This is a genomic window from Jeotgalibacillus haloalkalitolerans (assembly GCF_034427455.1).
Lineage (GTDB): Bacteria > Bacillota > Bacilli > Bacillales > Jeotgalibacillaceae > Jeotgalibacillus > Jeotgalibacillus haloalkalitolerans.
Window position 1 is genome coordinate 508,191 of record NZ_JAXQNN010000002.1, and the last position, 14,219, is coordinate 522,409.

Annotated in this window: 16 protein-coding genes; 8 read left to right on the forward strand and 8 right to left on the reverse strand. The window is 43.1% G+C overall.

Going from position 1 to position 14,219, the window contains the following annotated elements; all coding sequences use genetic code 11:
• Positions 1–62: 62 nt before the first annotated feature.
• The gene (locus tag UFB30_RS07485; RefSeq protein ID WP_322421065.1) at positions 63–968 is read left to right on the forward strand and encodes an aldo/keto reductase; all 906 of its coding nucleotides are present in this window, start codon (positions 63–65) and stop codon (positions 966–968) included.
• Between the two features lie 24 nt (positions 969–992).
• Here UFB30_RS07485 and UFB30_RS07490 read toward each other — a convergent pair whose 3' ends face one another.
• From UFB30_RS07490 to UFB30_RS07500, 3 genes are read right to left on the reverse strand one after another with little or no spacing between them, the layout of a single operon-like run.
• Positions 993–1,217, reverse strand: coding sequence for a YqkE family protein (locus tag UFB30_RS07490; RefSeq protein WP_322421066.1), 225 nt, complete (start codon positions 1,215–1,217; stop codon positions 993–995).
• Between the two features lie 17 nt (positions 1,218–1,234).
• Positions 1,235–1,897, reverse strand: a complete 663-nt coding sequence (locus UFB30_RS07495; RefSeq protein ID WP_322421067.1) for a 3-oxoacid CoA-transferase subunit B — start codon at positions 1,895–1,897, stop codon at positions 1,235–1,237.
• Positions 1,890–2,597: a CoA transferase subunit A gene (locus UFB30_RS07500; RefSeq protein WP_322421068.1), complete on the reverse strand. Its 708-nt coding sequence runs from the start codon at positions 2,595–2,597 to the stop codon at positions 1,890–1,892. The genes UFB30_RS07495 and UFB30_RS07500 overlap by 8 nt, the downstream gene beginning before the upstream one ends.
• Before the next feature lie 122 nt (positions 2,598–2,719).
• On the opposite strand from UFB30_RS07500, the gene UFB30_RS07505 reads away from it, so the two are divergent.
• Together UFB30_RS07505 and UFB30_RS07510 are read left to right on the forward strand one after the other, a co-directional pair.
• Positions 2,720–3,631: a hydroxymethylglutaryl-CoA lyase gene (locus UFB30_RS07505; protein ID WP_322421069.1), complete on the forward strand. Its 912-nt coding sequence runs from the start codon at positions 2,720–2,722 to the stop codon at positions 3,629–3,631.
• A 15-nt stretch (positions 3,632–3,646) separates the two neighbouring features.
• Entirely contained in the window at positions 3,647–4,579 is a 933-nt protein-coding gene (locus tag UFB30_RS07510) for an alpha/beta hydrolase (RefSeq protein ID WP_322421070.1), read from the forward strand.
• A 187-nt stretch (positions 4,580–4,766) separates the two neighbouring features.
• Here UFB30_RS07510 and UFB30_RS07515 read toward each other — a convergent pair whose 3' ends face one another.
• Entirely contained in the window at positions 4,767–5,096 is a 330-nt protein-coding gene (locus UFB30_RS07515) for an iron-sulfur cluster biosynthesis family protein (RefSeq protein WP_322421071.1), read from the reverse strand.
• Between the two features lie 116 nt (positions 5,097–5,212).
• Between UFB30_RS07515 and UFB30_RS07520 the strand changes: the two genes are divergently transcribed.
• Positions 5,213–5,437 (forward strand): CDGSH iron-sulfur domain-containing protein, encoded by a 225-nt coding sequence (locus tag UFB30_RS07520; protein WP_322421072.1) that lies wholly within the window; start codon positions 5,213–5,215, stop codon positions 5,435–5,437.
• Between the two features lie 208 nt (positions 5,438–5,645).
• Here the strand turns inward: UFB30_RS07520 and UFB30_RS07525 are convergent, their stop codons facing one another.
• Both UFB30_RS07525 and UFB30_RS07530 read right to left on the reverse strand, forming a co-directional pair.
• Positions 5,646–6,434 (reverse strand): SDR family NAD(P)-dependent oxidoreductase, encoded by a 789-nt coding sequence (locus tag UFB30_RS07525; protein ID WP_322421073.1) that lies wholly within the window; start codon positions 6,432–6,434, stop codon positions 5,646–5,648.
• Positions 6,431–7,399 (reverse strand): MBL fold metallo-hydrolase, encoded by a 969-nt coding sequence (locus UFB30_RS07530; protein ID WP_322421074.1) that lies wholly within the window; start codon positions 7,397–7,399, stop codon positions 6,431–6,433. The genes UFB30_RS07525 and UFB30_RS07530 overlap by 4 nt, the downstream gene beginning before the upstream one ends.
• 380 nt (positions 7,400–7,779) lie before the next feature.
• Between UFB30_RS07530 and proC the strand changes: the two genes are divergently transcribed.
• From proC to namA, 3 genes are all read left to right on the forward strand, one after another.
• On the forward strand, positions 7,780–8,592 hold the full coding sequence (proC, locus tag UFB30_RS07535) for a pyrroline-5-carboxylate reductase (protein ID WP_322421075.1): 813 nt from the start codon (positions 7,780–7,782) through the stop codon (positions 8,590–8,592).
• Positions 8,593–8,647: 55 nt separating this feature from the next.
• Entirely contained in the window at positions 8,648–9,787 is a 1,140-nt protein-coding gene (locus tag UFB30_RS07540; protein WP_322421076.1) for a glycosyltransferase family 2 protein, read from the forward strand.
• Positions 9,788–9,850: 63 nt separating this feature from the next.
• Complete coding sequence (gene namA, locus UFB30_RS07545; RefSeq protein WP_322421077.1) at positions 9,851–10,873, forward strand: NADPH dehydrogenase NamA; 1,023 nt, start codon at positions 9,851–9,853, stop codon at positions 10,871–10,873.
• Between the two features lie 39 nt (positions 10,874–10,912).
• On the opposite strand, the gene rnz is transcribed toward namA, so the two are convergent.
• On the reverse strand, positions 10,913–11,824 hold the full coding sequence (gene rnz, locus UFB30_RS07550) for a ribonuclease Z (RefSeq protein WP_322421078.1): 912 nt from the start codon (positions 11,822–11,824) through the stop codon (positions 10,913–10,915).
• A 186-nt stretch (positions 11,825–12,010) separates the two neighbouring features.
• Here rnz and zwf point away from each other — a divergent pair, with 186 nt between their 5' ends.
• Positions 12,011–13,504, forward strand: a complete 1,494-nt coding sequence (gene zwf / locus UFB30_RS07555; RefSeq protein WP_322421079.1) for a glucose-6-phosphate dehydrogenase — start codon at positions 12,011–12,013, stop codon at positions 13,502–13,504.
• 355 nt (positions 13,505–13,859) lie between these two features.
• Here zwf and UFB30_RS07560 read toward each other — a convergent pair whose 3' ends face one another.
• On the reverse strand, positions 13,860–14,207 hold the full coding sequence (locus UFB30_RS07560) for a DoxX family protein (protein ID WP_322421080.1): 348 nt from the start codon (positions 14,205–14,207) through the stop codon (positions 13,860–13,862).
• Between the last annotated feature and the right edge of the window lie 12 nt (positions 14,208–14,219).

The following is a 14,219-nucleotide window of genomic DNA, read 5'->3' on the forward strand; positions in this document are numbered from 1 at the left end:
TTATGCTTTGTTTAAACGAGGAGAAATGAGAGAATATGATGATTAAAGAGAGGAGAATGATGATGGAAAAAAGAAGGATCGGTTTATCACCACTCAAAAGTTCACTGCTTGGTCTTGGGTGTATGTCTCTTGGGACTGATGCCAAAAAAGCTGAAAACATTATAAAAACCGCTTACGAAAATGGAATCAATTATTTTGATACTGCTGATTTATATGATTATGGAACGAATGAAGAAATTGTCGGAAAAGCGTTAAAGCCAATCAGAGATAACGTACTCATTGCTACTAAAGTAGGTAACCGCGCTAAGGACGACTTAAGCGGCTGGTATTGGGATCCATCCAAATCCTACATAAAGAAACAGATTAAAAACAGCCTGAAACGACTGCAAACTGACTACATCGACCTTTATCAGCTTCACGGCGGTACGCTTGATGATCCGATCGACGAAACAATTGAAGCTTTCGATGAACTCAAGCAGGAAGGTCTGATCAGAGCTTACGGCTTTTCTTCCATTCGCCCTAACGTGATCCGTGAATATGCACCAAGGTCCTCTGCGGATTCCAATATGATGCAGTATAGTCTGCTTGACCGGAGACCTGAAGAACAGGCCTTTGAAGTATTAAAAGAAAATAACGTATCTGTTATTACAAGAGGTCCTCTTGCTAAAGGTCTGCTTTCAGCAAAGTTCAAGGAAAAATTAGCGGACAGCTTTGTTCACTATTCACGCCATGAACTTGAAGAACTGATACCTAAATTGCAGGAACTGTTTGAAGGACGGTCATTAACAGAAATTGCGCTACTGTTTAATGCTGCTCATCCTGAAGTGTCTACAATTATTGCCGGTGCAAGTTCCCCTGAACAGGTAACTGAAAATATTAAGGCAATCAACCAGGCTTCATTATCCAGGGAAGAAATCGAAATATTAAAATCACTGACCAAAACAGATGGATATAAAGAGCATCGCTAAAATTTAAAACTGAGGGGGGTCCCCTCAGTTTTTGTATTTTTTCCAGTCAAGGTTACTTTCATTCAGCAATTCCTCAAACGATTTATTTTTCTCACGGAGTCTTCTCTCTTCTTCTTTTCTTACCAAAGCTTCTTTTCTGTTCTTTTCTTCAGTTTCAACAGCATCCTGTTTAAGCATTTTTAATTTTTCCAGCGTTTGAGCGTTAAGGGTATCCTTTAAAACAGCATCCTTATCCTGCCCTTTTTTCATTTATATCCCCCCTTGTCTCAGAAGGCATCCATTTTAATATTTTCAGCAATGTGAAGCACTGGTTCAGTAGTATTGATAATATCATCAATGGTAAAGCCTTTTGCTACTTCCGTCAGCTCAAGACCGGATGGCGTGACTTCTATGACTGCACGCTCTGTGATAATACGATCCACAACACCTTTTCCTGTTAAAGGCAGGGAGCATTCTTTCAGAATTTTCGGGCTTCCACCTCTGCTGACATGCTCCATTATAATGATGATTTTCCTCGCACCGTGTACAAGGTCCATCGCTCCTCCCATGCCTTTGATCATTTTACCCGGGATCATCCAGTTTGCCAAATCACCTTTTTCTGATACTTCCATACCACCAAGGATAGCAATATCAACATGCCCGCCTCTAATCATACTGAAAGATTCTGCACTGTCAAAAAACGCAGCCCCCCTGATCGCAGTCACAGTCTCTTTACCTGCATTGATCAAATCGGGATCAAGTTCACTTTCTTCAGGATACTTACCGATCCCGAGCAAACCATTCTCAGATTGTAGAATTACTTCTTTTCCTTCAGAGATATGATTGGCTACAAGTGTCGGCATGCCGATCCCTAAATTAACATAGTCACCGTTGTTAATCTCCTGTTCAGCTCTTTTTGCGATGGTCTCACGTACTTTTTGCTTATCCATTTTTTTGACCTCCGGCAGCAACTGTTTTTCTCTCAATTCTCTTCTCCTGATCAGCCTGCAATAATCCCTGAACATAAATACTTGGTGTATGGACATGATCAGGATCCAGCGTGCCTGTTTCAACAAGCTCCTCAACTTCTGCAATCGTCACTTTACCTGCTGCTGCAATCATCGGGTTAAAATTCCGTGCTGTTTTTCTGTATATCAGATTGCCCATTTCATCCCCTCTCCAGGCTCTGACTATACTGACATCAGCTTTCAGTGCGCGTTCCATTACATATTCTTTCCCTTCAAAAGTACGGATCTCTTTTCCCTCTGCCACCTGAGTACCAACGCCGGCCGGTGTAAAAAATGCAGGAATCCCTGCTCCGCCCGCTCTGATTCTTTCAGCTAATGTCCCCTGGGGCACTAATTCAACTTCAAGTTCCCCCGAAAGAACCTGCCTTTCAAATTCTTTATTTTCTCCTACGTATGAGCCGATCATTTTATTAATTTGATGATTGTGCAACAGCAATCCAAGTCCCCAGTCATCGATTCCGCAATTATTCGAAATGACTGTGAGGTTTTTTACACCGCTGTCTCTGATAGCCAGAATCAGCTGTTCAGGAATACCGCATAATCCGAACCCTCCGGCCATTAATGTATCACCGTCTTTTAAAGCTGCTGCCGCCTCGTTTGCTGACTGATAAATTTTTTTCATTTTCCATACCCCTTTCATCACATAAAAAATGTGATACTGTACCTCTTCTATGTAAGCGCTTTAACTCCTTCTTTTTTACATTCTTTTTTTCTGCTAAAGTGGAATTATGACTTTTAAAGGAGATGGGAAATTTGGAATTGCCGCGTTTTGTCGAAATCATTGAAGTTGGACCGCGTGACGGCTTACAGAATGAATCAAAATTTGTTCCGACTCAGGTGAAAGCAGAATTTATAGATGCTTTATGGAAAGCCGGATTTAAAGAAATGGAGATCACTTCATTTGTATCACCTAAGTGGGTGCCCCAGATGGGAGATGCAGCTGAAGTGATGCGTCTTTCAGGAAATCTGACACGTTCGATCGTCCTCACGCCAAACAAGCGCGGGATTGATAATGCATTATCATCCGGCGCCAAAGCGGTAGCTGTATTCATTGGGGTGAGTTCAACGTTTAACCTTAAAAATATTAATAAAACAACTGAGGATGCAGTTAATGACCTGCTTCCGCATATTCAGGAATTAAAGAAAAGCGGGATTTATGTAAGAGCATGTATTTCAACTGCTTTTCACTGCCCTTATGAGGGTGAAGTTGATCCGGCTGACACACTTGCATTATGTAAAGTGCTTGCTGATGCCGGCGTGGATGAGCTGAGCGTGGCTGATACGATCGGGCGGGCAACGCCTGCGGAATCATTTTCATTGTTCTCCCTGCTGAAAAGAGAACTGCCTGATATATTAATGGCTGCACATTTTCATGACACGCGTAAAATGGCCCTGGCTAATATTTATGCTTCTCTATGTGCTGGCATCACGAGGTTTGATGCTTCTGCAGGCGGACTTGGGGGATGCCCTTTTGCACCAGGCGCAAGTGGAAATGCCTCGACAGAAGATGTGGTATATATGCTTCACCGGATGGGGATCGAAACCGGAATCGACCTTGACCTGCTTGCTGAAGCAATCAGCGTCGTTGAACCACACGTGACACGTGAACTCACAAGCTGGTATTATCAATCATATAAAAAGGAACAGCATTCCTAGAAAGCAGGGATCTTTGTGAGAAAAAGCAGCATTGCAGCGATTACAGCTGCTGCGGGTATCAGTGCGTTCGGTGTGTACTTATCTAATAAAATTATGTTTATGAAACTGAAAGACCCTGAAGAAATCGAACAGCGTGAGCAGGAAGCCGGATTTTATGACCCTGATGAGTATCTTAAGCTGATCAAAAAAGAAGTCCGTATTCCTTCACCCGCCGGTTATGATATTCATACTGTTTTCCTTGAAAAGTCACCCGGTGCACCGTATATGATTTTTTGTCACGGGGTTACTGAAACAAAAATCAATTCTTTAAAATATGTGCGTCTTTTTATGGACAAAGGATTTAATGCTGTGATTTATGATCACAGACGACACGGGGACTCCGGCGGCAAAAGTACAAGCTATGGACATTTTGAAAAAAATGACCTGAAGGCTGTTGTGGATTGTCTGATTGAGGAGGAGGGTAACCAGGCTGTGTTTGGTATTCACGGGGAGTCTATGGGTGCTGTGACAATGCTGTTGTATGCAGGAAGTGTGGAGGACCGGGCGGCATTTTACATTGCTGACTGCCCATTCTCTGATTTAACAGAGCAGCTGTCATTTCTCATGACTAAATCACCGCGGTCTGCGCTGCTTTCAAAAATGGCACTGTCCTTAGCCGGCTCTTTCATTTTTATCAGGGACCGTTATATGATAAAAGGCGTTTCTCCCAAACAGGCTGTAAAACATATTCAAAAGCCCGTTCTATTTATTCACAGCAGACATGACAGCTTTATTCCTTCACATATGACTGAAACACTTTATGAATTGAAAAACGGACCGAAAACTTTATTTATTCCTGAGGAAGGCGGGCATGCCCAGTCCTTCACTGCAAACCCGGAAGCATATAGTAAGGAAGTTGACCGTTTTCTACAGGAGCATTTTAATACAGCCTCATCAACTTATACGTGAATAAGACTATCATAGTCGTTTCCTTGCGCTTCAGACGGACGCTTTCCCCGGGAACGGCGGTGAGCCTCCTCGGACGCTTCGCGCCTGCGGGGTCTCACCTGTCCGTCACATCCCGGTGGAGTTGCCGCCTTACGCTCGACTACACTTAAACTTCATGAATAATTTGCTATTGAATTTTTTACAGCTTTTAATTTTTAATCGTATTTTTAAAGCTCATTCTGCCGTTAATCATCTGTCCCGGGCTTTTCAGCTGGAATGTACGTGCTGACTCGGAATAATCGATCTTCAGGACTTTATCGTAAAAGACTTTTTTTGACGTTTCAACGAGTATCGGCCGGTCATTTGTTTCAATCAGCTGATCTTCTTCCTCCGCCTTTTCTACATACCAGAGGATTGGAACACCATTTAGTACACATCCTGTTCCCTCAGTATCATATTTCAGCTTCAGATATCCTGATTCAGCCGGAATCTTTTCAGCAATTTTTTCTGCAGCTGTTTTTGTAATTTCAATTTTCATATCTACCGCCTCCTGTTTCAACAGTATAGCATTTAAGATAAGCTTCTTCCGCTATCTTGCTTTTAACAGACTTTTCAAGTAGCATCAATTACGAAGTACATATTGGAGGGGTTCAGATGGAAAAGAAAGTACAGATAAAAGTAATGGATAATGGTTCTTTGAAAGTAATGGGTGATGTTGAACTTGTCGATATGGATGGTAATCAATTCCCTGTAAAACAGGTATTCTCTCTTTGCAGGTGTGGCCAGTCTAAAAAAATGCCATTTTGTGACGCTTCACATAAAGGGGTTTTTGAATCCTGTGTACGTGCTGAAAAAGTTCTTGATAAGCAGACTGACTGACAGCTCCCCACACTCCCGGCGCATTTCTGCTTGAAAGGCGCCCTCTTTGTTTCAAAGGTAATACCCATGGATCATCTTCTCACACCCCTGCATATAACCTGCTGACACGCGTCCCAAGCGCTCTTTATTGTGAAGCCGCTTCATTATACCTGTTTATTTAAAAGAGTCCTCTTTAAAATTGCCATCAAAAAAAAGCGCCAGTAAGCGCTTATTTCTGGTTAAAGCCCTTTTTTCCTAGGCGTTCGACCATGCCCGGTGCTAAAGAATAGGCTTTCGATACAGCATTCATCCATCCCGGCAGATTGATCTCTCTTTTGTCTGTCTGAAAAGCATCTACTGTTTTTACTGCGACTACCTGAGGTGAGAGCATCCACCTTTTCACGCTTTCAGCATAACGGCCGGTCGTGTCAGCTGTATCAAAAAAGTCTGTTTCAATCGGACCAGGGTTAACGGAAGTGACAAAAATATTGTTTTCAGCAACTTCCATTCTGAGGCTGTTGGAAAACCCTAAAACTGCGTGCTTGGCTGCTGAATACACTGAAGATTTAGGTGTAGCGAGTTTTCCGGCCTGAGAAGCGATATTCACAATGTGCCCGCTCCCGGATTTCATATGTGGTATGACTGCTTTACTCATCAGCATCAGCGCAATGACATTCACGCTAATCATTGAACTGATCATGTCATCCGGCGTATCTTCAAGCTTTTCAAACAGACCAAAGCCTGCATTGTTGACCAGAATATCCACACCTCCTGACTCATCCAGTACTGCTTTTGCAAAAGAAGAAATATCAGTGGTCTCGTTTAAATCAAATGGTCTGACCAGAATCGATCCTGAACCGAATTGACGGCACCTTTCTTTTGTCTGGAGCAGTTTCCGCTCATCTCTTGCAGTCAGGATGAGATCTGCTCCCCTTCTTGCAGATTCTTCTGCGATCGCTCTGCCCAGACCGCCGGAAGCACCGGTGATCCAGACTTTCTTTCCGGATAAATTGTTCATAGTTTCACCCCGCTTTCAGCCCTGTAAATAACGGCTTGACCTTCCAGACCGGCCGCTTTGATTTCCTTGCTGAAAATCAGATAATCCAGCTGTCCGACTGTTTCAGAAATAGTCAGACCGAGCTGTTTCTTATAGATTTTAGGGAAGAGCTGTTTACAGACTTCAAAGGCAGTTGTTTCCTGACGCTGCAGTAATGACTTTACATACATGGCTCTTTCATGCTGTTTAACTAATCTATCTTTTATCAGTTCCTCAGCATGAGAAACAGGTTTTCCATGTCCCGGATACACAATAACAGGCTTCAGGGCAGCAAGCTTATTGAGTGATTCATTATATTGAATCTGGGGTAATGGCCGGGGCTGATTGATCCCAAACGGCGGTTCGATCAGCGGATTTGAAGAAATATGCTGAATCAGCAGGTCACCGCCAATGACAGTACCATTTTCATGAACGAGTGAAATATGTCCCTGGGAATGGCCATGTGACTCCATCACACTCCACCCAACATGTCCAGGCAAAGCATCTTCTTCTGATAAATAGACGTCAACCGGTCTTCTTTCCATCGCATATAAAGGTTCCTTCATTTTTTCAAGCAGAATCAGATAATGATCAGGAAGCCCTGCCTGTTTAAAAAATTCTGTATAAAAGAAGTCGTGTAAATGCATAAAGGAATCAGTTCTTGTAAGAAAACGCTCACTGTCGCGGTGAGCAAACAGTTTCGCGCTGCTGAAAAATTCAGTTAAACCGGCATGGTCAGGATGGTGATGGGTTAATACAACCTGATCAATATCCTGAGGCGTGAGCCCAGCTTCCTTCAGCTTTGCAGTCATAACCTCTTTTCCCTCTGCAGTGTCGGGCCCGGTATCAACAAGTGTTACCGCATCACCGATCAATAAATAAGTATGCACATCTCCTACTGCAAACGGTGTAGGGATTGTGAGCTGTTGGATAACCGGATCTTTCATTTTTTTTACCTCCTGAAATGAATAACTATTCACTTTTTAACTAGTGTAGCCTTTTTCTTCAACTTTGTTAAGTAAAACAAAAAATCTCTTGACAAACTTTTATAATCTGAGCATAATCTCAATAATATATAAAAACGATGACAAGGAATAGTAAGCGTGTATAGGGACTAAAGAGAGCAGAATCCAAAGGCTGTAAGATTCTGCAGTACCCCTTCCGCTGAACCTGCCCCTGGAGTGACATAAACCTGTCCGCAGAGCCGGCGTTAACGGTCTCAAAGAGTGTGCGGAGCAGTCTGCAAATTAAGGTGGTACCACGGAAGAACCCTTTCGTCCTTTTACAGGAGAAAGGGTTTTTTGCTATTTACAAGGAGGAATGCCTAATGAAAATGGTGTTTATTGGCGCAGGATCAATGGCCGAAGCGATGATCAAAGGAATCAAAAACGCTGAAGCTTTCAGTCAGGATGAGCTTTGGGTGACGAATAGAAACGATAAAGAAAGACTTCAGCTGCTGACAGAGAAATACGATGTCAAAAGCAGTTATGATCTGAGCAGCTTACTTACAGATGCTGAAGTCATCATTTTAGCGGTTAAACCTAAAGATGCAAGTGATGCTCTTCAGGCGATCCGGCCATATGTGAAAGGACAGCTGCTGATTTCAGTGCTTGCCGGTCTGTCTATCGGTTTTATTGAAAGTATTATTGGTAAAGCTCCGATTGCACGCGCGATGCCCAATACATCTGCAATGATTGGACAATCTGCAACCGGACTTTCATTTAATGATCAGATCCTTCGTTCACAGCATACTTTAGCAACTTCAATTTTTTCTGCGATCGGGTCTGTGACACACGTTGAGGAATCACGTCTTGATCTTGTTACAGGACTTTCCGGGAGTGGTCCTGCCTACATTTATTATATTGTGGAAGCGATGGAGAAAGCGGCATCAGAACTCGGTGAGGATGCAATGCCGTTTATTATTCAAACGCTAAAAGGTGCTGCGCATATGCTCGAAAGCTCTGACCAGTCACCGGAAGAATTAAGAAAGGCAATTACAAGCGAAGGCGGCACAACTGAAGCAGGTATTGCACAGCTTGAATCCCATCATGTAAAAGATGCATTTGCAGAGTGTATTAAAGAAGCTACGGACCATTCCGGCAGACTGCGCAGACAATTTGAACAGGCACATAACATTTAAAAGTTGCAGCTGTTCAGCGCATTTATGTACGATGAATAAAAAGGAGCTGTAGAACATGCTCTTTATCCTGCTTGCACTTACGGCTCTCTTCTGGATGATTATTGCGCTTGATACGTATAGAGGGCTCTCTTCACTTCATGCACTTGAAAAAGAAGCACCTATTCGTTCAAGCGGTAAAATTAGTGTGATTGTACCTGCGAGAAATGAAGAAGACCATATTATGAAAAGCATCAGCTCTCAGCTCAATCAGACCTATCAGCACATCGAATGGATCCTGATTAATGACCGCTCAAAAGACACAACCGGCACACTGATGGAAAAGCTTGCAGAAAAAGATCACAGAATTACAGTGATTCATATAGACAAACTGCCTGAAGGGTGGCTTGGCAAGAATTATGCGCTTCATAAAGGAACTCTGGCTGCTTCAGGGGATGTCTACTTATTTACTGATGCTGATGTAAGGTATGAACCCGACCTCATTGCCAAGGCAGCCGGATATATGAACCGGTTGAAGATCGCTCATCTGACCGTTTCCCCAGACCTTCAGTCAAAGAGCTTTTTATTAAAAGGGTTTGTGGCTTTTTTCTTATTCGGGTTTTCATATTATAAAAGACCATGGTCAGCCAACCGCGATCAGTCAAAAAGCGGGATGGGAATCGGTGCATTTAATATGATCAAAAAAGAAGCTTACCAGAACATTGGCGGTCACCAGGCAATCAGTCTCCGGCCGGATGATGATCTTCAGCTCGGGATGCTGGTCAAAAAAAATGGATATAAACAAAGAATGGCAACAGCTAAGTCCATGCTGAAAGTCGAGTGGTATCCAAGTGTGAAAGAAGCATTAAAAGGGCTTGAAAAAAACACTTTTGCCGGACTTCATTACAGCTACCTATTTACTTTCGGTGCAATGGCCGGTGTATTTATATCGCAGGTACTTCCCTTTATTGCGATATTCAGCCGGGATGCAAATACTGCCGCGATGGCCTGGGTGTCAATCGGCGCCATTATGGCAGTCTATATTCCAATTACAAGAAGGCTGACAACCTACTCAAGCTTTCACGCAGTACTGTTTCCCATATCAGCCATTCTTTTTATTACCGCTGTCATCAGGGCTGCCATGCTGACGCTGCTTCGCGGCGGGGTAAAATGGCGCGGAACAATCTATCCGATAAAAGATTTGAAGAAAAAGAGCTGAAAATTCAGCTCTTTTTCTTATGGTGTTATACTGGTATAGAATGTAAACACAGGAGGTATGAACATGAGTACAGCTTTATTTTCTCCCTATACAGTTAAAAACGTTACATTAAAAAACAGAATTGTGATGGCACCTATGTGTATGTATTCCTGCTACAGCCGGGATGGAGTTGTTACGGATTTTCACAAAGTGCATTATGCTTCAAGAGCTGCAGGTCAAACCGGGCTCATTATGCTCGAAGCGACAGCCGTTACACCACAGGGCAGAATCTCTAATGAGGATCTCGGGATATGGAGTGATGAACATGTATCCGGATTAAAGGAACTGACAGACCTCATTAAAGAAAACGGGTCAAAGACTGCCATTCAGCTCGCTCATGCAGGCAGAAAGTCAATGACAGACGGTGCAATAATCGCACCTTCGGCAATCGCTTTTAGTGATAAAATGAAGCAGCCCGAGGAAATGTCACAGGAACAGATTCGCGAAACAGTAGAGGCTTTTAAGGAAGGTGCCAGAAGAGCTTATGAAGCAGGCTTTGATATCATTGAGCTACACGGCGCCCACGGTTATTTAATTAATGAGTTTTTATCCCCGCTTTCAAATCACCGTACTGACGAATACGGCGGGTCGGATGAAAACCGCTACAGATTCTTAAAAGAAATCATAGATGCTGTGAATGAAGTATGGACTGGTCCCTTATTTGTCAGGGTGTCAGCAAGTGACTGGCACGAAGAAGGCTTAACCCCTGAGGATTATGCTACATATGCAAAATGGATGAAACAGCAGGGTGTGGATCTGATTGATGTCAGCTCAGGCGCCGTCGTACCTGCTGATATACATGTTTATCCGGGGTATCAGGTCCCTATGGCTGAAATTATTAAACATAAAAGTGACATTGACACCGGGGCAGTCGGATTAATTACAAGCGGCCTGCAGGCAGAAGAAATTCTGCAAAACAAGCGTGCAGATCTGATTTTCATTGCGCGGGAGCTGTTAAGAGACCCGTACTGGGCAAGAAGCGCGGCAGCTGAACTGAACACGTCAATTGATTCACTTGTGCAATATAAGCGCGGATGGGTGTTTTAACCGTTATAGGCTGGGGCGAGTCCCAGCCTTTTCTGTTTTTCAGAGCTCTTCTTCAAGCAGATCGGAAGCAATAAAACTGTTGGGGAAAATCTCCCTGGCCTGGTTCAACAGCTCTTTTTCCTTTCCTTCTGCATATCGGGCACTGATATGCGTAAGCCAGAGTGACTTCACTCCTGCTGAAACTGCAATCTCTGCTGCCTGCACTGAAGTGGAGTGATAGTAGTCATATGCCATCTTTTCATTTTCACTTCCAAATGTCGCCTCATGTATCAGGAGATCAGCTCCCTTCGCCAGGTCAATCACTGCATTGCACTTCCTTGTGTCCCCTGCAATTGCGATCGTTTTTCCTTTTACAGGCGGCTCAATGAAATCTTTGCCGTTAATCATGCTTCCTTCCCATTCAATTGTCTCGCCATTTTTTAACTGCTTATATACCGGCCCTGGGCGGATGCCCAACTGCTGAAGTTTTTCCGAATTAAGTTTTCCCGGTCTGTCTTTTTCATCGATTCTATATCCATATGAAGGAATAACATGATCAAGCTTTCTCACTGAAATGATAAAGTCAGTATCATCAATTGAAGTCCCCTCACTTATTTCTATGATCTCAAGATCGTATTTTAAGTAGGTCCTGCTCAGCTTAAGTGCAGTGCTGATATACTCTCTAATACCCGCTGGTCCGTAAACCGTCAGCGGCTCTGTCCCCCCCTGAAATGATCGGCTGCCCAAAAACCCAGGCAGACCGAAAATATGATCACCGTGCAGATGTGTGATGAATACTTTTTTTATTCTTCTTGGCTTGATAGACGTATGAAGTATCTGATGCTGAGTTGCTTCACCGCAGTCAAACAGCCATATATCGCCGTGTTTGTTCACTTCCTTTAGCGCAAGTGAAGAAACATTCCGCTCTTTGCCGGGCACACCTGCTCCGGTTCCCAGAAAATGCAATCGCATAATCTTCCTCCTTATATGTAACAATTATTCAAATTAGTAAATGCTTTTCTGCTGCAGTCAGAAAAATCGTTCTGCCTGTATGTTCAAGTTCAGCGTAAAGGTTGCATCTGGCTGTAAGCCGCTATACAATTTAGATATTGTATTTCCGGCATCATGCCGAATTGAAAATAAAGTGAGGTCCTGAAAGTGAAACAGACATCTACACCACCAACATTAATTATGATTTTTGGCGCAACCGGAGACCTTGCTAAACGCAAATTGTACCCTTCATTATATCAGCTTTACCTGAAAGGGAGTCTGGAAAAACAATTTGCAGTGCTTGGAATCGGACGACGTGAATGGTCTAACCAGCAGTTTACAGACCACATTCGCAATTCATTAACACAGGCGTCAGATAACCATGATCATATTGAAGCATTCATTGAGCACTGTGTATATGAATCTCATGATGTGGAAGACTCCTCATCATACATAAAACTGAAAAATAAAGCGAATGAATTAGATGAGAAGTTTGATCTAAAAGGAAACAGAATCTTTTATCTGGCAATGGCTCCAGAATTTTTCGGTACCATTACTGACCATCTGAAAGCAGATGGACTCACGGATAACGGCGGATTCTGCAGACTTGTGATTGAAAAGCCGTTTGGTCATAATCTGCCATCAGCAAATGTATTAAATGATCAGATCAGACAGTCATTCCCTGAGGAATCAATCTACCGAATTGACCATTATCTCGGGAAAGAAATGGTACAGAATATTGAAGTCATCCGATTTGCAAATGCTTTATTTGAGCCGCTCTGGAACAGCCGCTTTATCTCAAATATACAGATTACTTCTTCAGAAGTGCTCGGTGTTGAAGAACGTGGCAGATATTACGAAAAGAGTGGTGCATTAAGAGATATGGTTCAAAACCATATGCTGCAAATGGTTGCACTGCTTGCAATGGAGCCGCCAATCAGTCTGAGTACAGATGAAATCAGAAGTGAAAAGGTACGGGTACTGCGTGCCCTTCGACCGGTAGAAGGCGAAGAAGTTGATGATTACTTTGTCAGAGGTCAGTATGGTCCTGATCATGAAGGTGAACAAAAAGGTTACCGTGAAAATGCAAATGTAGACAGTGACTCGAATACTGAAACGTATGTAGCAGGTAAAGTGATGATTGATAACTTCCGCTGGGCAGGGGTGCCATTTTATATCCGTACAGGAAAAAGCATGGCTGTAAAGTCTACTAAAATCGTTGTACAGTTCAAGGACATCCCGATGAACCTGTATTACAATAAAGAGCATTCACTTGATCCTAACCTGCTTGTGATTCATATTCAGCCTGATGAAGGCATTACGCTACACCTGAATGCAAAGAAAACAGCGCAGGGAATCGATACTGACAGTGTGAAACTGAGTTATTCAGCTAGCAGTATTGACGGTATTAACACACCTGAAGCATATGAAAAGTTATTGCTGGACTGTATCCTGGGTGATGCAACAAACTTTACACACTGGGATGAGGTCAGACACTCATGGAGCTTTGTAGATAAAATCTCAGATCACTGGGAGAAAACAAAAGATCAAACGTTCCCGAATTACTCTGCGGGGTCAATGGGTCCTGAAAGAAGCGACTCTCTTCTGGAAAAAGACGGCTTTGAATGGTGGCCGATCGGGGAGCTAGACGTAGAAGAATAGAAATCACCCCCCGTCAGATTCGTTTCCGCGACGGGGGGTTTTAATTTTGGCTGAGTTGAAGTGGTGATGGAGAACAATGAGGCGGATGGGTGGAATCTCTTCATTCTGGCAATTATTCCTTCAATTTGAATATTATACTCTCAATCCCGGTTATGATTCCTTCAATCCAGGATTCATTTCAATCATTCGTATCCAGAACGACATATTTCCTTCCTTTTAAACGTTAATTCTTTCAGCACCATGGATATTCCCCTCACTTCTGTATACGATTCCTTCGCTCCCCTGTCTGTACATACCCCACTTCCCCGGACCCGGATGGTTCAACCCACAAAAAAGTAAGGCGGATCATCCCGCCTTACTTTTTTGAAATATTTAATGCCCATTTGATCAGCGGAATCTGAAACAGCACCCTTCCCCATAATGCAGCAGGCATTCTTTTGCCGGCAATCGGAAAGTTTCTTTGCGCCATATAAATATTTGCAGGCCACACTGCCACTAAAAACAGGGCGAGTCCTCTTCCTGCAAGCTTAGTTCCCTTGTTTAGTACAAGCATCGCACCGAGCACAATTTCAATCACACCTGTAAGATAAACGATTGTTTTTTTGAAAGGCAGAAAAGGTGGAACAATCTTTCTGAAATTCCTTTCTTTAAAAAAATGCATGATCCCTGCATACAATACAATTGCACCATATAATCTTCGCATATTGTCTCTCCA